The sequence below is a fragment of the Actinokineospora sp. genome (genome assembly GCF_052390155.1).
Classification (GTDB): Bacteria; Actinomycetota; Actinomycetes; order Mycobacteriales; family Pseudonocardiaceae; genus Actinokineospora.
Genome location: NZ_JBQTHF010000003.1, coordinates 26,763 through 45,004, shown reverse-complemented (window position 1 = coordinate 45,004; position 18,242 = coordinate 26,763). Strand labels below are relative to the sequence as shown.

At 71.0% G+C, this 18,242-nt stretch carries 20 protein-coding genes; 8 read left to right on the top strand and 12 right to left on the bottom strand.

Going from position 1 to position 18,242, the window contains the following annotated elements:
* Genes ACT4N7_RS01520 through ACT4N7_RS01475 form a run of 10 tightly spaced genes read right to left on the bottom strand, consistent with a single transcriptional unit; the run spans position 1 to position 8,700 of the window.
* Complete coding sequence (locus ACT4N7_RS01520) at positions 1 to 1,533, bottom strand: NADH-quinone oxidoreductase subunit N (protein WP_444826716.1); 1,533 nt, start codon at positions 1,531 to 1,533, stop codon at positions 1 to 3.
* A 3-nt stretch (positions 1,534 to 1,536) separates the two neighbouring features.
* On the bottom strand, positions 1,537 to 3,030 hold the full coding sequence (locus ACT4N7_RS01515; protein ID WP_444826715.1) for a complex I subunit 4 family protein: 1,494 nt from the start codon (positions 3,028 to 3,030) through the stop codon (positions 1,537 to 1,539).
* Positions 3,027 to 4,847, bottom strand: coding sequence for an NADH-quinone oxidoreductase subunit 5 family protein (locus ACT4N7_RS01510; protein WP_444826714.1), 1,821 nt, complete (start codon positions 4,845 to 4,847; stop codon positions 3,027 to 3,029). Before ACT4N7_RS01510 ends, ACT4N7_RS01515 begins: the two co-directional genes overlap by 4 nt.
* On the bottom strand, positions 4,844 to 5,179 hold the full coding sequence (gene nuoK, locus ACT4N7_RS01505; RefSeq protein WP_444826713.1) for an NADH-quinone oxidoreductase subunit NuoK: 336 nt from the start codon (positions 5,177 to 5,179) through the stop codon (positions 4,844 to 4,846). Before nuoK ends, ACT4N7_RS01510 begins: the two co-directional genes overlap by 4 nt.
* Positions 5,179 to 5,730: an NADH-quinone oxidoreductase subunit J family protein gene (locus ACT4N7_RS01500; RefSeq protein WP_444826712.1), complete on the bottom strand. Its 552-nt coding sequence runs from the start codon at positions 5,728 to 5,730 to the stop codon at positions 5,179 to 5,181. The genes nuoK and ACT4N7_RS01500 overlap by 1 nt, the downstream gene beginning before the upstream one ends.
* Positions 5,727 to 6,251, bottom strand: coding sequence for a NuoI/complex I 23 kDa subunit family protein (locus tag ACT4N7_RS01495; RefSeq protein ID WP_444826711.1), 525 nt, complete (start codon positions 6,249 to 6,251; stop codon positions 5,727 to 5,729). The genes ACT4N7_RS01500 and ACT4N7_RS01495 overlap by 4 nt, the downstream gene beginning before the upstream one ends.
* Positions 6,248 to 7,216 carry a complex I subunit 1/NuoH family protein gene (locus ACT4N7_RS01490; RefSeq protein WP_444826710.1) on the bottom strand — a complete coding sequence of 323 codons (969 nt, stop codon included), beginning with the start codon at positions 7,214 to 7,216 and terminating at the stop codon, positions 6,248 to 6,250. Before ACT4N7_RS01490 ends, ACT4N7_RS01495 begins: the two co-directional genes overlap by 4 nt.
* The gene (locus tag ACT4N7_RS01485; protein WP_444826709.1) at positions 7,213 to 7,800 is read right to left on the bottom strand and encodes an NADH-quinone oxidoreductase subunit C; all 588 of its coding nucleotides are present in this window, start codon (positions 7,798 to 7,800) and stop codon (positions 7,213 to 7,215) included. The genes ACT4N7_RS01490 and ACT4N7_RS01485 overlap by 4 nt, the downstream gene beginning before the upstream one ends.
* A complete protein-coding gene (locus ACT4N7_RS01480) occupies positions 7,790 to 8,332 on the bottom strand; it encodes an NADH-quinone oxidoreductase subunit B (protein WP_444826708.1) in 543 nt (180 codons plus the stop codon). Before ACT4N7_RS01480 ends, ACT4N7_RS01485 begins: the two co-directional genes overlap by 11 nt.
* Complete coding sequence (locus ACT4N7_RS01475) at positions 8,329 to 8,700, bottom strand: NADH-quinone oxidoreductase subunit A (RefSeq protein WP_444826707.1); 372 nt, start codon at positions 8,698 to 8,700, stop codon at positions 8,329 to 8,331. The genes ACT4N7_RS01480 and ACT4N7_RS01475 overlap by 4 nt, the downstream gene beginning before the upstream one ends.
* Positions 8,701 to 8,954: 254 nt before the next feature.
* On the opposite strand from ACT4N7_RS01475, the gene ACT4N7_RS01470 reads away from it, so the two are divergent.
* From ACT4N7_RS01470 to ACT4N7_RS01440, 7 genes are all read left to right on the top strand, one after another.
* Complete coding sequence (locus ACT4N7_RS01470) at positions 8,955 to 10,331, top strand: NADH-ubiquinone oxidoreductase-F iron-sulfur binding region domain-containing protein (RefSeq protein WP_444826706.1); 1,377 nt, start codon at positions 8,955 to 8,957, stop codon at positions 10,329 to 10,331.
* A complete protein-coding gene (locus ACT4N7_RS01465) occupies positions 10,328 to 10,993 on the top strand; it encodes a CBS domain-containing protein (RefSeq protein ID WP_444826705.1) in 666 nt (221 codons plus the stop codon). The genes ACT4N7_RS01470 and ACT4N7_RS01465 overlap by 4 nt, the downstream gene beginning before the upstream one ends.
* Positions 10,990 to 11,487, top strand: coding sequence for a hypothetical protein (locus ACT4N7_RS01460; RefSeq protein ID WP_444826704.1), 498 nt, complete (start codon positions 10,990 to 10,992; stop codon positions 11,485 to 11,487). The genes ACT4N7_RS01465 and ACT4N7_RS01460 overlap by 4 nt, the downstream gene beginning before the upstream one ends.
* A 109-nt stretch (positions 11,488 to 11,596) precedes the next feature.
* Complete coding sequence (locus ACT4N7_RS01455) at positions 11,597 to 13,027, top strand: form I ribulose bisphosphate carboxylase large subunit (protein ID WP_444826703.1); 1,431 nt, start codon at positions 11,597 to 11,599, stop codon at positions 13,025 to 13,027.
* A gap of 15 nt (positions 13,028 to 13,042) precedes the next feature.
* Positions 13,043 to 13,468: a ribulose bisphosphate carboxylase small subunit gene (locus ACT4N7_RS01450; protein ID WP_444826702.1), complete on the top strand. Its 426-nt coding sequence runs from the start codon at positions 13,043 to 13,045 to the stop codon at positions 13,466 to 13,468.
* 30 nt (positions 13,469 to 13,498) lie between these two features.
* Positions 13,499 to 14,443 carry a CbbX protein gene (gene cbbX, locus ACT4N7_RS01445; protein ID WP_444826701.1) on the top strand — a complete coding sequence of 315 codons (945 nt, stop codon included), beginning with the start codon at positions 13,499 to 13,501 and terminating at the stop codon, positions 14,441 to 14,443.
* The gene (locus ACT4N7_RS01440) at positions 14,440 to 15,321 is read left to right on the top strand and encodes a LysR family transcriptional regulator (RefSeq protein WP_444826700.1); all 882 of its coding nucleotides are present in this window, start codon (positions 14,440 to 14,442) and stop codon (positions 15,319 to 15,321) included. Before cbbX ends, ACT4N7_RS01440 begins: the two co-directional genes overlap by 4 nt.
* Here ACT4N7_RS01440 and ACT4N7_RS01435 read toward each other — a convergent pair.
* Together ACT4N7_RS01435 and ACT4N7_RS01430 are read right to left on the bottom strand one after the other, a co-directional pair.
* Positions 15,318 to 16,496, bottom strand: a complete 1,179-nt coding sequence (locus ACT4N7_RS01435) for a GAF domain-containing sensor histidine kinase (protein WP_444826699.1) — start codon at positions 16,494 to 16,496, stop codon at positions 15,318 to 15,320. The genes ACT4N7_RS01440 and ACT4N7_RS01435 overlap by 4 nt on opposite strands.
* A complete protein-coding gene (locus ACT4N7_RS01430) occupies positions 16,493 to 17,152 on the bottom strand; it encodes a response regulator (protein WP_444826698.1) in 660 nt (219 codons plus the stop codon). Before ACT4N7_RS01430 ends, ACT4N7_RS01435 begins: the two co-directional genes overlap by 4 nt.
* Before the next feature lie 128 nt (positions 17,153 to 17,280).
* On the opposite strand from ACT4N7_RS01430, the gene ACT4N7_RS01425 reads away from it, so the two are divergent.
* The gene (locus ACT4N7_RS01425; protein ID WP_444826697.1) at positions 17,281 to 18,225 is read left to right on the top strand and encodes a phosphoribulokinase; all 945 of its coding nucleotides are present in this window, start codon (positions 17,281 to 17,283) and stop codon (positions 18,223 to 18,225) included.
* The last annotated feature ends 17 nt before the right edge of the window (positions 18,226 to 18,242 follow it).

Sequence of the window (18,242 nt, the reverse complement as noted above, 5' to 3'; positions counted from 1 at the left end):
TCAGCCTCCCGTCGTGCCGAATGGGGCAATGCCGAGGACCAACTGCGGCAGCACGGACATCGCCACCGTGGCGACCGCGGCCATCAGGATAGCCGCTCCGACCGGCGCCGACACCTGTCCGAAGTGGACACCCTGGCCAGCGGGCCGCGGGCCGAACAGCCGGGCCGCCCAGGCGAGGTAGTAGTAGAGCCCGATCACGGTGTTGACCGCCATGACCACCGCGAGCCAGCCGTAGCCGTTGTCCACCACACCGCGGAAGACGACGATCTTGGCGAACAGGCCTGCCAGCCCCGGTGGCAGCCCGGCGAGGCAGGCGAGGAAGAACGCGAGCGCGATCGCCACGGCCGGGTGCGAGCGGGCGAGGCCGCGGTAGTCGTCGATGTTTCCGCCGCCGAGCTTGCCGATCCAGCCGATGAACGCGATCACCGCGAACACGCCGATGTTCATCACCGAGTAGATCGCGACGTAGCCGACCGTCGCGGCGATCAGCTCGTCCAACTCGGCCTGCCGGGTCGCCCCGGCCGCGATGCCGCCGACCGCGCCGAGCGGCGCGAGCATGTAGCCCGCCTGCGCGATCGAGGACCACGCGAGCAGCCGCATGGGCGTCCGCTGGCGCAGCGCCACCAGGTTGCCGACGGTCATCGACACGGCCGCGAGCACCGCCACCAACGGGCCCCACACCCCGCTGTAGGGCCCGAATCCGATGGTGAGCACCAGGATCAGCCCGGCGAACCCGGCGGCCTTGGACACCACCGCGAGGAACGCCGCGACCGAGACCGGCGCGCCCTGGTAGGTGTCCGGCGCCCAGAAGTGGAACGGCACCGCGGACACCTTGAACCCGAACCCGACGAGCACGAGCACCACGCCGACCGTGGCGACGCCGCCGAGTGGGCCGGGTTCGGCCAGCGCCACCGCCATCCGGTCCAGGAACATGGTTCCGGTGACCCCGTAGACCAGGCTGATGCCGAACAGCATGACCGCGGTGGAGATGACCGAGACCAGGAACATCTTGAGCCCGGCCTCGGACGAGCGGCCGTCGTAGCGGCGCAGCGCCACCAGCGCGAACAGCGGCAGCGACACGACTTCCAGGCACACCACCAGGGTGATCAAGTCCCGCCCGGCGACCAGCGCGAGCGCCCCGGAAAGTGCTGCCAGGACGAGGAAGCAGAACTCGCCGACCGGGAGCCGGGTGTCGCGCACCTCGGTGTGCGCCATGAGCAGCACGACGACGGCCGCGACGAGCATGACCACCTGGAACAGCACGGTGAACTCGTCCACCACGTACGAGCAGGAGAGCTGCTCCCCCGTGCCGACGCAGAACGTGCCGCGCGGCCGGTTCGCCGACAGCACATCGATCGCGAGGGGCACCTCGACACCCACCGCGAGCAGCGTTCCGGCCACCGCGCCGCCGTGAATCCAGCCGCGGAGTCGTTGTGGGACAAGGGTGTCCGCGACGAGCACGGCGAGCGCGGCGAGCGCCAGGACCAGCGGCGGCGCGATCGCGAGGTAATCGATGCTCTGCACGGTCGGCATGGCTCAGCCCCCGCCCAGCAGCGCGCGCACGGCGCCGTCGGTGACGCCGAGCACCAGGCGCGGCCACAGCCCCGCCGCGAACACCAGCAGTACCAACGGAACCCACGCCACCAGCTCACGGCCGGTCACATCGGCGACGCGCAGGGTGCCGACCGGCTCGGCGACCGTGCCCTGGGCGACCCGACGCAGCATGACCAGGAAGTACGCCGCGGTGAGCACCGCCCCGATCCCGGCGATCGCCATGAAGACCAGGTACAGCCCGCGATCGAGCCCCGGAGCGGGGTCGAACGCGGCCAGCATCGCGAGCATCTCGCCCCAGAACCCCGCCAGGCCGGGCAATCCGAGGCTGGCCACCGCGGCGAGCACGAGCAGCGAACCCAGCCGTGGGGCCTTGGCGAGCAGGCCGCCGCCGAGCTTGTCCACGTCGGTGCTGCCGTAGCGCTGGGCGATCGCGCCCGCCAGGAAGAACAGCAGACCGGTGATCAGGCCGTGGGCGATGTTGGCGAACAGCGCGGCATTGATGCCCGCCGGGGTGAGCGTGGCGATGCCGAGCAGGACGAAACCCATGTGGCCCACGCTGGAGAACGCGATGAGCCGCTTGAGATCGCGCTGCCCGAGGCAGGCCAGCGCGCCGTAGATGATGCCGACCACGCCGAGCGCGCCGAGGAACGGCGCCAGCGCCAGCGCCCCCTCGGGCAGGATCGGCACCGCGATGCGCACCATCCCGTACGTGCCCATCTTCAGCAGCACCCCGGCCAGCAGCACCGACCCGACCGTCGGCGCCTCGGTGTGCGCGTCGGGCAGCCAGGTGTGCAGCGGCCACATCGGCACCTTGACCGCCAACCCGCCCGCGACCAGCAGGAACGCCACCACCTGCAGGGCCGGGCTGATCGCCGCGCCGCCCATCGACGCCAGCACCACCATGTCCAAAGTGGACGCCTGGGCGTAGATCAGCAGCAGCCCGACCAGCAGCACGCCGGAGCCGAGCAGGGTGTAGAGGATGAACTGGCGCGCCGCCGCCGCCCGCGCCGGACCGCCCCAGCCCGCGATGATCGCGTACATCGGCACCAGCACGACCTCGAAGAACACGAAGAACAGCAACAGGTCCAGCGCCACGAACGTGCCGAGCATGCCGACCTCGGTCAGCAGCACCAGTGCCACGAACGCGCGCGGCCTGATCGGCTCGCCCGCCGGTCGGGTGGTGTAGATCGCGCACAACGCGCACAGCAGCGCGGTCAACACCACCAGCGGCAGCGAGATTCCGTCGACGCCGAGGTGCAAGCGCAGGCCGATGGGCGGAATCCACGGCTGGTCGACCGCGAACTGGATCTCGGCCGTCCGGCCGTAGTCGAACGACACGGCCATCGCCGCGGCGATCAGCAGCGTGAGCCCGGTGACGACGACGCCGAAGGACACCGCCCGCCGCCGCGGCAGCGCGGGCACGATGAGGCAACCGGCCAGCGGGACCGCGATGAGCAGGACGGTGAGGACGGTCATCGCAGCACCACCACGCCGACCGCGATCAGCAACACGCCCGCCAGCAGCCCGGTCAGGTAGAACTGCGCGTTTCCGTTCTGTGTCAGGCGAAGCACGCCACCGATCCGGCGCGCGGTGCGACCCGCGCCGGTCACCGCGCGCCCGACGACCCGGTTGTCCACGCCGACGACGCCGCCCGCCAGGCCCATGACCGCCGGGGCGACGGTGCGCTCGTACAGGTCGTCGGTGCGGAACGCGGTGGCGAACACCGCGCGTGGCCCGCCGAGCGCGGCGACCGGGTCCCCGGCGGGCTGCCGCCGCCACGCGGTGTAGACGACGCCCGCGCCGAGCACCGCGGGTGCCAGCGCGACCAGGGTGCTGACCAGTTCCGGGCGCAGCTCGGCGAAGCGCAGTCCGCCGAAACCCAACAGCAGCGCGGGAACCGCGAGCACCAGCAGCGGGCCCAGCAGCAGCGGCGACACCTCGCGCGCTGTCCGACCGGTCGCGTGTCCGAAGAAGGTCAGCAGCCAGGCCCGGGTCGCGTAGGCCGCGGTGAGCCCGGCGGTCAGCAGCACGGCGACCAGCACGACCCACGCGGTGCCCGCGCCGACCGGCGACCCGGCGCCGGTCGCGGCATGCTCGGCGGCGGCGACAATGGCGTCCTTGCTGAAGAATCCACTCGTCGGCGGCAGCCCCGCGAGCGCGACGAAGCCGACCGTCATGGTCGCGAAGGTGACCGGCATGGCGCGCCGCAGCCCGCCCATGTCGGCCAGCAGGTTGCTGCCCACGGCCAGGATCACCGCGCCCGCGGCGAGAAACAGCAGCGCCTTGAAAGCCGCGTGGGACAACAGGTGACTGACCGCCGCGGTGCGCCCGCCGACCGCGAGACCGGCGAACATCAGGCTGAGCTGGCTGATGGTCGAGTACGCCAGCACCCGCTTGAGGTCGTCGGCGACGAGCGCGGCCAACGCGGCGCCGAGCATGGAGACGACCGCCAGCACGGCGAGCACGTCCAGGGTGATCGGCGCGGCGGCGAACACCGGGAACAGCAGGGCGACCATGTAGGCGCCCGCGGCCACCATGGTCGCGGCGTGGATCAGCGCGCTCACCGGCGACGGCCCGGCCATCGCGTCGGGAAGCCAACTGTGCAAGGGGAATTGGGCCGCCTTGCCGACGACTCCCAGTGTCAGCAGCAAAGTGGCGGTGAGCAGGGTGCCGTCCGACATGGCGGGCACGGCGGCGAGCACGGCGGAGACCCGGAACGAGTCCGCGGCCATCCCCAGCACGAAGATCCCGAACAGGAACCCGACGTCGCCGAACCTGGTCATCAGGAACGATTTCACCGCGGCGGCCGAGGTCGCGGGCCGCTCCCAGTGGTGGCCGATCAGGAAGTACGAGCAGATGCCCATGACCTCCCAGCCGACGTAGATCAGCATCAGGTCGGCGGACAGCACCACGGTGAGCATGGCGGCGGTGAACAGCGACACCAGCGCGGCATACGACGAGTACCGCGGATCGCCGCGCAGGTAACCGATCGAGTACACCTGGATGGCCAGCGCGACCGGCGCGACCATGACCGCGACCGCGGCGGACAGCGCGTCGACCCGCACGCCCAGGGTGACCGGCACGGTGCCGGTCGGCGTCAGCAGCGTCGAGGTCTCCCACACCCGCGTCGGGTCGCCGACCACGGCGAGCACGACGAACACCGCGAGCACCGCGCTGACCGCGGTGCCCGCGACGGCGAGCACGCCGGGCGGAATCCGGCGCCCCAGCAGCATTCCGGCCACCGCGGCGGCGAACGGGCTCAGCACCGCGAACGCCGCGAGCGTCGTGGTCATCGGCCCACCCCCGACGGCGCCTCGTCGCGGTCTGCCAAGTCCCGCAGGGAATCCACCGCGACAGTGGCCCGGTTGCGGAACACCAGCAGCACGATCGCGAGGCCCAGCCCCACCTCGGCGGCGGCGATGACGATCACGAACAGCGTGAGCACCTGCCCGGAGCGCAGCGTGTCGGCGAGGAAGATGTCGAACGCGATCAGGTTGATGTTGACCGCGTTGAGCATCAGCTCGACCGACATCAGCACCAGGATGGCGTTGCGCCGGGCCAGCACCCCGTACACGCCGACGGAGAACAGCAGCGCGGCCAGCACCAGCGGATACGCAATGTGCATCACCGGCTCCCCTCCGGTGCCGAGGCCGCGGGCTCGGCGGGCGCACTTGGTCCGATGTCGTTGCGGGACAAGATAATCGCGCCCACCAGGGCGGCGAGCAGCAGCACCGACAGCACTTCGAAGGCCAGCACCCAGTACCGGAAGATGCCCGCGCCGATGACCTCCGCGCCGCCCGCCGGATCGCCGCCGAGGTCGAAGTACGCGCCGCGGAACCCGAGGAGCAGCACCGTGACCAGGATCGCCGCGGTGCCCAGGGCCACCACCAGCGCGGCCGGGCGGTTGCCGCTGTCCAGGTCGGCGGACCGGCCGATCGGCGCCCGGGTGAGCATGATCCCGAACAGCAGCAGCACGACCACTGCCCCGACGTAGATCAGCACCTGCACCCAGGCCACCAGTTCGGCCGTGAGCACCAGGAAACACCCGGCGATCGCGCCGAAGCCCACCACCAGCCACAGCGCCGCGCGCACCAACTGTGGGCTGCTCACCACGAGCACGGCCGAGACGAGCACCACTAGACCCAGCGCAACGAAGGCGATCTCGGCGCCCGTCACGGCGTGCCGCCGTCCACCTCGTCGGCCTTCGCGGCGGCGAGGATCTCCTTGGCGGTGTCCGCTCCCGCGTCGAGCGCGGGCGGCGGGGGCACCGTCCACATCCACTCCCGCAACAGGTCTACCTCGTGGGTCAGCTCGGTGATGTCCTGCGCGGCGTACTCGAACTCCGGGGACCAGAACAGCGCGTCGAACGGGCACACCTCGACGCAGATCCCGCAGTACATGCACAGCGAGAAGTCGATGGCGAACCGGTCGAGCACGTTGCGGTTGCGTTCCCGGCCGCCCTCGACCGCGGCGGGCAGCGTCTCCTTGTGCGACTCGATGTAGATGCACCAGTCCGGGCACTCCCGCGCGCACAGCATGCACGAGGTGCAGTTCTCCGCCAGCAGCGCGATGACGCCGCGGCTGCGCGGCGGCAGTTCGGGCTGCACCTCGGGATACTGCCGGGTGACCGACCGGCGGGTCATCGTCCGCAGTGTGACGGCGAGTCCTTTGAGGAGTCCCAGGCCGTAGACCTTCACCCGATCACCACTTTCACGACGCCGGTCAGTGCGAGCTGTGCCAGCGACAACGGCACGAGAACCTGCCAGGCCAACCGCTGCAACTGGTCCTCCCGCAGCCGGGGCAGGCTCACCCGCACCCAGATGACCACAAAGGACAGTGCGAAGACCTTGGCCAGAAACCAGACCGGGCCGAGCGTGTCGTCGGCGAACGGCCCGCGCCAGCCGCCGAGGAACAACACGGTGGTCAACGCGCAGAGCACGACGATGCCCGCGTACTCGGCGAGCAGGAAGAACGCGAACCGCAGCCCGGTGTACTCGGTGTAGGGGCCGAGCACGATCTCCGAGTCGGCGACCGGCATGTCGAACGGCGGCCGGGCCAGCTCGGCGAGCCCGGCGACGAAGAACACCACTGCGGCCACCGCCTGCCAGGCCAGCCACCACGGCTGCCACGCCACCGTGATCCCGCTCAGTGACAGGGTTCCGGCGGCCATCGCGACCGACGCGGCGGCGAGCACCAGCGGCAGTTCGTAGGCCATCAACTGCGCGGCCGTGCGCAGACCGCCGAGCAGCGCGTACTTGTTGGCGCTCGACCACCCCGCCATGATCGACCCGACGACGCTGACGCTCATCACCGCGAGCGCGAAGAACAGCCCGATGTCCAGGTCCAGCGCGACGATGCCCGGTCCCACCGGGATGACCACGAGCACCACCAGGTACGGCAGCAGCGCGACCGCGGGCGCCAGCGAGAACACCGACCGGTCCGCCTGGGTGGGGACGACGTGCTCCTTCTGCACGAACTTCACCCCGTCGGCGAGGAGCTGCGCCCAGCCGTGGAAGCCGCCCGCGTACATCGGGCCGAGCCGGGCCTGCATGTGCGCCATCGTCTTGTGCTCCAACTGCCCGACCAGCAGCGGCACCAGCAGGAACGCCGCGACCACGACACCCAGTCGCAGCGCGACGTCCAGCACGCCCGCGACGGTCACGGCTCCGCCGCCCGGGTCGCGGCGGGACCCCACTCGTCCGGGTTGGGCACCCCGGGGGGCAGGTTGCGCCTGCGCTTGGGCTTGAGGTCGCCGACCGACTGGCCGGGGTCGACCTCACCGGGCCACTGCTTGGCCACCCGCGAGGCGAGCACGAAGCTCTTGCGCAGCGGGGTGCCCGCGAAGCCGTCCGGCAGCAGCAGCGGGATCAGGTTCGGGTGGTCGGCGAACTCGACGCCGAACATCTCGCAGGTCTCCCGCTCGTGCCAGTTCGCTCCTTTGTAGACAGTGGTGGCGGTGGGCAGCCGCGGGTCGTCGCCCGGCACGAGGGTGCGCAGCAGCAGATGATGGCGCCGCTGCAGCGAGTACACGTGGCTCACCACCCGGATGCCGGGCGGCTCGCCGTCGAGTTCGTCGACCGCGGAGAGCCAGTCGAAGTACCCGCAGAGCAGCGTGTCGCGGGCGAAGGTGAGAGCGGCGATCCAGGTGTCCCGATCGACGTCCACGGTCAACTGGCCGTGGCTGATCTCGGCGGCGACCGGCCCGAACCGGGCGACCACCCGCGCGCGCAACTCCTCAGGAGTCATCGGGAATCCGCGTGAGCGAGGGATATTCGGGCGCCCGCGGCGACCCCCGGTCGGCCCACTCCTCGGCGGCGATCTTGTCCTGCAGCTTCATGATCCCGTGCAGCAGCGCCTCCGGCCGCGGCGGACACCCGGGGACGTAGACATCGACCGGGATCAACTGGTCCACACCTTTGGTCACGCAGTAGGAGTCCCAGTACGGGCCGCCGGAGTTCGAGCAGGCACCGAAGGAGATCACGTACTTCGGCTCGGGCATCTGCTCGTACAACCGTTGCACGGCAGGGGCCATCTTGTCCGACACCGTGCCGGAGACGATCATCAGATCGGCCTGGCGCGGGCTCGGCGCGAACGGGATCACACCGAGCCGGATGAAATCGTGCCTGCTCATCGAGGCCGCGATGAATTCGATGGCGCAGCAGGCCAACCCGAAGTTGAACACCCACAGCGAGTAGCGCCTGCCCCAGTTCAGCACGAACCGCATCGGTTTCGGCACCTGGGGCAGCAGTCCCATGCGCGGCTCCGGCAGGTCGGTCACACCCAAGACAGCACTCCCTTGCGCCAGGCATAGAGGATTCCCACGGCCAGGAAACCGAGGAACACGAACATCTCCACCAGGGTGGCGATCCCGAAGCCCGGCGCGGCGAACACCGTCGCCCACGGAAACAGGAACACGGCGTCGACGGCGAACACGACGTAGAGGAAGGTGAAGACGTAGTAGCGGACGTAGGACTGCGCCCAACCGCCGCCGACCGGATCGACGCCGCACTCGTAGGTGAGCAGCTTCTGGGCGGTCGGCCGGTCCGGGCTGAGCAGCCGGTTCGCGCCGTAGGACACCGCGACGAACGCCGCGCCCACCACGATCAGCAGGCCGACCAACGCGTAGGACCCGAAATAGCCGTCCAACCGGCGGTACCTCCCGCCTCGCGACAACACCCGTGAGTCTGGAAGAAAGCCGAGCCTTGAGCAAACGGTGCGCACACCATGATGGACGGTTGATTGCACAGTCGTCCATCACGAATTGACGGTCAATCGTCAACCGGTTGCTTGAGGATCGGCCCTCCCCCCGATCTACCCCCGCGAGGGGAAGACAGCGGCGCCCCGCTGACTAGCGTCGGATATGCAGGACGGCCTGCGCGCAGCTCGGGGAGGTCAACGACATGACCGTCGGCGGCGAGCGCGTCCAGGCCGTGACCGAGCACGTGGCGACACTGGCCGACTATCGCGCCCTCGGCGGCGGCGAAGGGCTGGCCAAGGCCGGCCAGTCGTCACCGGAATGGGTGATCGGCGAACTCCGGGCCGCCGGACTGCGCGGCCGGGGCGGCGCGGGCTTCCCCACCGCGACCAAGTGGGCCACCGTGCGCGACACCCCCTGCTCGACCACCTTCGTCGTGGCCAACGCGGCCGAGGGCGAGCCCGGCACCTTCAAGGACCGCTTCATCCTGCGCCGCAACCCCTACCAGGTGCTCGAAGGGCTGGCGATCGCCGGGTACGCGGTCGGCGCGAGCCGCGGCTTCGTGGTGATCAAACGGCGGTTCGAGCGCGAGATCGCCGGGCTGCTCGCCGCGCTGGACGAGATGAACGGCGCGGGCCTGCTCGGCCAGGTCCCGATCCAGCTCGTCTTCGGCCCGGACGAGTACCTGCTGGGCGAGGAGAAGGCCGCCATCGAGGTGATCGAGTGCGCCGCGCCGCTGCCGCGGATCTTCCCGCCGTACCGGATCGGCCCGTTCGCCAAGCGGGATTCGCCCAACCCCACGGTGATGAACAACGTCGAGACCCTCGCGCACGTGCCGGAGATCCTGCGCCGCGGCGCGGACTGGTTCCGGTCGTCGGGGACCGACACCTCCCCTGGCACGGCGGTGTTCACCATCTCCGGCGACGTGCGCACACCCGGCGTGGTCGAACTGCCGCTCGGGCTGCCCCTGCGAATGTTGATCGACCTCATCGGCGGCGGAGTCGCGGACGGCAGGCGGGTGAAGGCCGTCGTCCCGGGCGCGTCGGGCGCCATGCTCACCGCGGACCACCTCGACACGGCCCTGGACTTCGACTCGATGCACGCCGCCGGCTTCGGGCTCGGGTCGGCGGGCTTCGTGGTCTACGACGACTCGGCCTGCGTCGTGGCCGCCACACTGGCGTTCTCCCGGTTCCTCGCGATCGAGTCCTGCGCGCAGTGCCCGGCCTGCAAGCAGGGCACCCAGTCGATCACCGGCTGCCTCGACCGGATCGACCGCGGCGAGGGCACCGAGGCCGACCTCGACACCATGCTTGCCAAGTGCGCCACCGTGACCGGCGGACAGCGGTGCGCCCTGCCGACGGGGGAGGCCGCGCTGGTCCGCAGCGCGGTGGCCCAGTTCGCCGACGAGTTCCGGGCCCATCTCGGGCGGGCATGCCCGCTCCCCCGAGATCTCCCCGTGCCGAAGTTCGTCGACTTCGACGAGGAGCGCGGCCTGTTCCACTACGACGAGCGGTACCGGCTCAAGCTGCCGGACTGGACGTTCGCGGCCGAGCCCGCCGCGAACCGGGAGCGGTCGGCGTGAAGATCGGCGACCTCCTCGCGAGCGACACCATCTCGGTGGCGCCCGCCGACTCGCTCCGCGCCGCCGCGCGCACGATGGTCGAGGCCAGGGTCGGCTCGGCCGTCGTGCTCGCGGACGGTGTCCTCGCCGGGATCGTCACCGAGCGGGACGTGCTGCGCGCCGTCGCGGAGGCGCTCGATCCCGACGACACCGAGACCGCCGCGGTGATGACCCGCGAGGTGGTGACCATCGGGGCGGACTGGGAGGTCTACGAGGCCGCGGCGGAGATGGCCGCGCGCCGCATCCGCCACCTCGTGGTCACCGACGACACCACCCGGGTGCTGGGCGTCGTGTCCGTGCGCGACGTGCTGCTCGCGGGCCAGCGCGTCCCGCTGGGCGACGGCGAGTGGGCGGTCCTGCGCGATCCGCTCACCTTCTCCATCCGCGAGCGCCGCAAGCTGCAGCGGTACCTGCTGGGGGCGCGGGGTTCGACGGACAACCTGGTGGACCTGCTGGGGCTGCTGGTCGGGAGCTGGTCGCTCAAGCTCGACCTGCCGCCGGACGCCGCGGCGCTACACTCGATGCCTACCGAGGACTACGCGGCGCTGCGCGAGGCCGTCCTCGCGGAGCTGCCCGAACTCCAGCGGGCGGTGCACCCGTCCCCAGGATGGCGGCGTCGATGAACCGGATTCCCAGCCTGGTCGCGGAGGCCACCCGGACCGCCGGGCTCGTCTGGATCGGCACACCGGGCCTGCCCCGCGCCGCCCCGACCTGGCACCACTGGCACGACGGCCGCGCCTACGTGCTCGCGGGCGGGGCCGAGCAGCCGATCCGCGGCCTCACCGACGCGTCCCGGGTGACGGTCACCGTGCACAGCAAGACCACCGGCGAGCGGCTGGTCACCTGGGTGGGCACCGTGACCACGGTCCAGCCCGGCAGCCCGGAGTGGGCCGAGGTGATCCCCACCCTGCACGCCAAACGCCTCAACGCCCCGGACGGCAGACTCGCGCCAGAGCGCTGGGCCCGCGAGTCGGTACTCGTCCGCCTCGACCCGACCGGCGAACTCGTGGCCGCCCCCGACCACTCCGGCGCCGCACCCCCACCACCGACCCCCGCGACAACCGGCGGCAGGCTCCCCTTCGTCCTCGGCCGCAGGCGGCCCGCCAAGTCGCGATGACCCACCTGGACAGTTGAACGATCGGTTGACGGTTAGCCGCTGATCCTTGATGGACAATGTGAACCACCTGGGTCACGCTGAACTTCACGAGGTCAGCGAGGAGGACCAGGTGGCGGAGCGCTGGAGCGCCGGGGTCATCCCGTACGCGGAGATGGGTTACTGGCAGCCCGACTACGAACCGAAGGCGTCCGACGTCCTCGCGGCCTTTCGGATCACCCCCCAGCCCGGCGTGCCGCCCGAGGAGGCGGGCGCGGCGGTGGCGGGCGAGTCGTCGACGGCGACGTGGACGGTGGTGTGGACCGACCGGCTCACGGCCTACGAGCACTACCAGGCCAAGTGCTACAGCGTGGCGGCCGTGCCGGGCACACCGGGGCAGTTCATCGCGAAGATCGCCTACGACCTCGACCTGTTCGAGGAGGGGTCGATCGCGAACCTCACCTCGTCGATCATCGGCAACGTGTTCGGCTTCAAGGCGCTGGTGGCGCTGCGACTGGAGGACATGCGGATTCCGACGCACTACGTCAAGACGTTCCAGGGACCCGCGCACGGGATCGTGATGGAGCGGGAGTACCTCAACAAGTACGGCAGGCCGCTGCTCGGCGCGACCACCAAACCGAAGCTGGGCCTGTCCGCCCGCAACTACGGCCGGGTCGTCTACGAGGCACTGCGCGGCGGGCTGGACTTCACCAAGGACGACGAGAACATCAACTCGCAGCCGTTCATGCGCTGGCGCGACCGCTTCCTGTTCTGCATGGAGGCGGTGAACCGGGCGCAGGCCGAGACCGGCGAGATCAAGGGCCACTACCTCAACGTGACCGCCGCGACCATGGAGGACATGTACGAGCGCGCGGAGATGGCCAAGGAGATCGGCAGCGTCATCGTCATGATCGACCTGACCGTCGGCTACACCGCGATCCAGTCGATGGCCAAGTGGGCGCGGCGCAACGGCGTGATCCTGCACCTGCACCGGGCCGGGCACGGCACCTACACCCGGCAGAAGACGCACGGGGTGAGCTTCCGGGTGATCGCCAAGTGGATGCGGCTGGCAGGCGTGGACCACATCCACGCGGGCACGGTGGTCGGCAAGCTGGAGGGCGACCCGAACATGGTGGCGGGGTTCTACGACACGCTGCGGCTCGACCACGTCGCCGCCGATCCGGTGAAGGGCCTGTACTTCGACCAGGAGTGGGCCTCGATGCCCGGGGTCATGCCGGTGGCCTCCGGCGGCATCCACGCCGGTCAGATGCACCAACTGCTGCACCACCTCGGCGAGGACGTGATCCTGCAGTTCGGCGGCGGCACCATCGGCCACCCGATGGGCATCGCGGCGGGCGCCACGGCCAACCGGGTCGCGGTGGAGGCCGTGATCAAGGCGCGCAACGAGGGCCGCGACTTCTACGCCGAGGGCGAGGACATCCTCAAGGCCGCGGCCAGGAAGAACCGCGAACTCGACGTCGCGCTGGCCACCTGGGGCGACATCACGTTCAACTACGCGTCCACCGACACCCCCGACGTCGTCGCGACGCCGACTAGCGTCTGAGGCAGGGGCAACCCGATGCGCATCACCCAGGGCACGTTCTCCTACCTGGCGGACCTCACCGACGCCGAGATCACCGCGCAGATCACCTACGCGCTGGACAACGGCTGGCCACTGTCGGTGGAGTTCACCGACGACCCGCACCCGCGCAACTCCTACTGGGACATGTGGGGCCTGCCGATGTTCGACCTGGCCGACGCGGCCGGGGTGCTGCTGGAGGTCAACGCCTGCCGCGCGGCGCACCCGGACCACTACGTCAAGCTCAACGCCTACGATGCCCGGCTGGGCAGGCAGACCACGGCGCTGTCGTTCCTCGTGCAGCGCCCGGACGGCGAGCCGGGCTTCCGGCTGGACCGGCAGGAGAGCCGCGACCGGCAGGTCCGCTACACGACGCACGCCTACGCGGTGCAGCGGCCCGCGGGCGATCGCTACCCGCGGGCCTGACCGGTGGACCCGTCGCGGCGCGGTTTCGGGATGGCGCGCCCTGGCGAGGCGCGGCCGGCCGCCGAGGACGACCCGCCCGCGGTGAACCTGCCCGCCGATGCCTTGGTGGACTTGGCGACCGAGCGCGAACAGTCCGGTGTGGACGAACTGCTGGACACCCTCGACCGCGAGCTGGTCGGCCTGGCACCGGTCAAGGAGCGCATCCGGGAGATCTCCGCGCTGCTGCTGGTGGACCGGGTGCGCGCCCGGTTCGGTATCGCGGCGCAGCGGCCGAACCTGCACCTGTGTTTCACCGGGAGTCCGGGCACGGGCAAGACCACGGTGGCCGTGCGGATGGCGGATCTGTTGGCCCGGCTGGGTTATCTGCGCCGGGGACACCTGGTCGCCGTCGGCCGCGACGACCTGGTGGGCCAGTACGTCGGGCACACCGCGCCCAAGACCAAAGACGTCATCAAACGCGCCATGGGCGGCGTGCTGTTCATCGACGAGGCGTACTACCTCTACCGGGCGGACAACGAGCGCGACTACGGCCAGGAGTCGATCGAGATCCTGTTGCAGGTGATGGAGAACAACCGCGACGACCTGGTGGTGATTCTCGCGGGCTACGCCGACCGGATGGCCGAGTTCTTCCGGTCCAACCCGGGGATGAGTTCGCGGATCGCCCACCACATCGACTTTCCAGACTACACTGTCGACGAATTGGACCACATAGGACAGATGATGGCCACGGAGCTGGGCTACGAGTTCTCCCCGCCCGCGCTGCGCGTCCTGCACGACTACCTGGAACGCCGCTCGCGGCAGCCCCGCTTCGCCAACGCCCGCAGCGTCCGCAACGCCGTCGAGCGGGCCCGGCTGCGCCAGGCGCGCAGGCTGATGGACGGCGCCGCGGCCGAGGTCGGGTTGGCCGACCTGACCACGCTGGAACCGGCGGATCTGTTGTCCAGCAGGGTGTTCCTCGCGGAACCGGACCCGTGACCACCAACGCCCGGCTGCGGGCCTTCGTCGAGGTCGCCGACACCGGCTCGGTCCGCGCGGCGGCCGAACGGCTCTACATCACCGAGTCCGCGGTGTCCGCGGCGATCACCACGCTGGTCAAGGACGTCGGCGTGCCCCTGCTCGAACGCGACGGCCGCGGCGTGCGGCTCACCGCGGCGGGCGCGATGTACGCCGGGTACGCCCGCACCATCCTCGGCCTGCACGAACAGGCCGCCGCCGCCGCGCGCGACCAGGTTCGCCCGGACGAGGGGCTGGTCAGGATCGCGGCGGTCACGACCGCGGGCGAACACGTGCTGCCGGGCCTGCTCGCGTCGTTCCGGGCGCGGCACCCGCGCATCCAGCTCCGCCTGGAGGTGGCCCCGCGCGACCAGGTCTGGCCGATGCTCACCCACCACGAGGTGGATCTCGTGGTCGCGGGCAGGCAGCCGGACGGTCTGCGCGGCAGGCTCCGCGCGGTCTGCCCGAACACGCTCGTGGTCGTCGGTCCGCCGACGCTCGCGGACGAGTTCAGCCCCGAGCGGGCGACCTGGCTGCTGCGCGAGGAGGGCTCCGGCACCCGGGCCACCTGCCGCGCCCTGCTCGGCACCCTCGACGTCGTGCCCGCGCAGCTCACCCTCGGCTCGCACGGCGCCGCGGTGGCCGCCGCGATCGCCGGCCTCGGCGTCACCATGGCCTCCCGCGAGGCCGTCGCCGGGCAACTCGCCGCCGGGCTGCTGATCGAGCTGCCGGTCGCCGGAACCCCGCTGGACCGGCCGTGGCACGCCGTCACCCACGTCGACAGCACCGCGAGCACGGAACTGCTGATCCAACACCTGCTCTCCGACACCGACGGCGGCTGGAAACCCGCGCCCGACTAGCAGCCCGCGCCCAGCGGCACGACGGCCACGACAGTCGTCCCCGAGCCAGGACGCGACCGGACCGACAACGTGCCGCCGATCAACTCCGCCCGCTCGGCCATGCTGTTCAACCCGTAGCCGCCAGAGGTCGACGGCGGCGCGTCGACATCGAAACCCGCGCCGTCATCACGGACTTCCAGACGGGCCGCGGAATGCTCGACCTCGAACACCAGCCGGACCGCGGCGGCACCCGCGTGTTTCTGCACGTTCTGCAGCGCTTCCTGGGCGATCCGATACAGCGCGACCTCGACGTGCTCGGGCAGCCGGGCGTCGCTCAGGTCGAGGACGATCTTCAGGTTCGGCACCGACCGGGCGAGGCTGGCCAGGCCGCCGGTGAGGCCGAGGTCGTCGAGCACCGGCGGCCGCAGTCCGCCGATGGCCGCGCGGGCCTCCTCGAAGGTGAGGTCGGCCAGCCTGCGGGCGAGCACGATCTGCTCGGCGGCGTACGCGGGGTCGTCGGCCACGGTCCGGTCGGCGGCGTCGAGGTGGTAGCCGAGGCTGACCAACCGCTGGGAGATGCCGTCGTGGATGTCGGCGGCGAGCCTGCGCCGCTCGGCCTCCTGCGCGGCCACAACCTGCTCGACGAACCGCTCGTGCGCGCGTTCGCGGCCCGCGAGCCCGCGGTGCAGCCGCGCCTGGTGCACCGCGCCCGCGACGAGCCGGCCGATCATGGTGAGCAGCCGCAGGTCGCGCTCGGTGAACTCGCGGCGCTCCCGGGTGTGCACGTTGAGCACGCCGACCAGGCCCGCGAGGTCGCTGGCCATCGGCACCGAGGCCATCGAGGTGAACTCCGAGCCGCGCAGCACCGGAATCGGCCGGTAGCGCGGGTCGGCCTCCTTGTTCTCCACGATCACCACCGGCTCGTGGTGGCTGGCCACCCAGCCGGTGATCCCGACGCCCAGCGGGGAGAGCACCTGGCCCGCGATGTCGAACGGCGGCGTCGCGCCTGCCAGGGTGAGCGAGCGGCCCGCGTCGTCGAGCACGTGCACGAAACACGCGTCGGTCCCGGTGGCATCGGCGATCAGTTTGGCGACCGCGGCCGCGAGCGGCTCGACTCCCGGCCCCTCCGAGGTCGCCTGGATGATCGCGAGCAGCAGCGCGTTCTCCCGCTCCAGGTCGGTGTCCCCGCCGGTCACCGGTAGATCCCCTCGCGCAGCGCGACCGCGACGGCGCCCGCCCGGTCGGAAACCTCCAGTTTGCGGTAGATCGCGCGGAGGTGGCTCTTCACCGTCTCCTCGCCGACGACGAGCCTGCGGGCGATGCCCCGATTGGACATCCCGGTGACCATGAACGAGAGCACCTCGCTCTCCCGGTGGGTGAGGCCCTGGCGCGCGCCGGGCCAGAACTCGCCGCTGGCCAACCGGGCCGCGGTCTCCACCGCCCGCCCCGCGAGCGCCGTGTCGATCACGCGCTCGCCCGAGTGCACCCGTTCGAGCTGGGTGACCAGTTCCTCGCCGGTGATCTGCTTGAGCAGGTAGCCCGCCGCGCCCGCGCGCAGCGCCTGGAACAGGTACTGCTCGTCGTCGTACACGCTGAGCAACACGACCTTGCGGACCGGGTCGACCTGGAGCAGGCGCTTGCACAGGTCCAGACCGCTGGCGCCCTGCAGTCGGACGTCGCACAGCACGATGTCGGGATCGAGGCCCGCCACCACGCCCACCGCGTCCTCGGCCGTGGTCGCCTGTCCGACGACGCGGATCCGGCCGCGAAACGGGGTCAGCATCGACTTCAATCCCTGCAGGACCATCTCGTGGTCGTCCACGAGCACGATGCGCACCGGCGCTTGCGCCACAACGGAAACCATACGGCACCAACTACGCAGTGTCAGGTCGAGCGACGGCTCCCCTCGCTCCTCCCCGCGGCGGGGGGCGCCACGTGCGCCGCCGCGGGCTAGCTTCGAACTCGACGGGCGGTGAGAGCATGCCGGACAAGACCTTTCGACTCGCGCGGGCGGCCGCGGACCACGGACCTCGCCGTCCGGTGCTGCTGGCGATCGCCGGGGACAGCGCGGCCGGGAAGACGACGCTCACCAAGGGTTTGGTGCGGGCGCTCGGACCGGACCGCTGCACCGCGGTGTGCGTCGACGACTACCACCGCTTCGATCGCCTGGAGCGCAAGGGAAAGCCGTTCACGGCGCTGCACCCCGACTGCAACTACCTGGAGATCATGGCCCAGCACCTGCAATTGCTGGCCACCGGGCAGCCGATCCTCAAACCGGTCTACGACCACAGCACCGGCGAGCTGGCGCGCCCGGAAGTGGTGGAGCCCAACGACTTCATCATCGTGGAGGGCCTGCTTCCGCTCTACACCAAGCTCGCGCGCGCCTGTTTCGAGGTGGCCGTCTTCCTCGATCCGCCCGAGGAGATCCGGCGCGAGTGGAAGATCCGCCGCGACACCACCAAACGCGGCTACGCCGAGCGGCAGGTGCGCGACGAATTGGACCGGCGGGAGGCCGAGTCGGCGGAGTTCATCCGGCCGCAGCAGCGTTTCGCCGACATCGTGGTGCGGTTCGCGCCCATCCCGTCGCGCCGGGACCCGCCGGACACGCCGCTGTCGGCCGAACTCATGCTGCGCTCCACGATCCGGCACCCCGACCTCAACGCGGTCGTCGTTCCCACGCTGCACAAGGCGATCCACCTCAAGCTGGAGCGCGACTCCGACGGCAGGCCGTGCGACACCCTGCACGTGCACGGATACGTGCCCACCGAGGAGAGCCAGACCGTGCAGAAGGCGATCTGGTCGTCCCTGGACCAGCCGGGCGAGCCGCCGTCCTGCCTCGGGCAGCTCACGCCAACCCAGCGCAGCGAGCCGATGGCGATCACCCAACTCCTGCTGATGTACCACCTGCTCAGCGCGTTCGGCTGAATTGTCGGTGCGGCAAG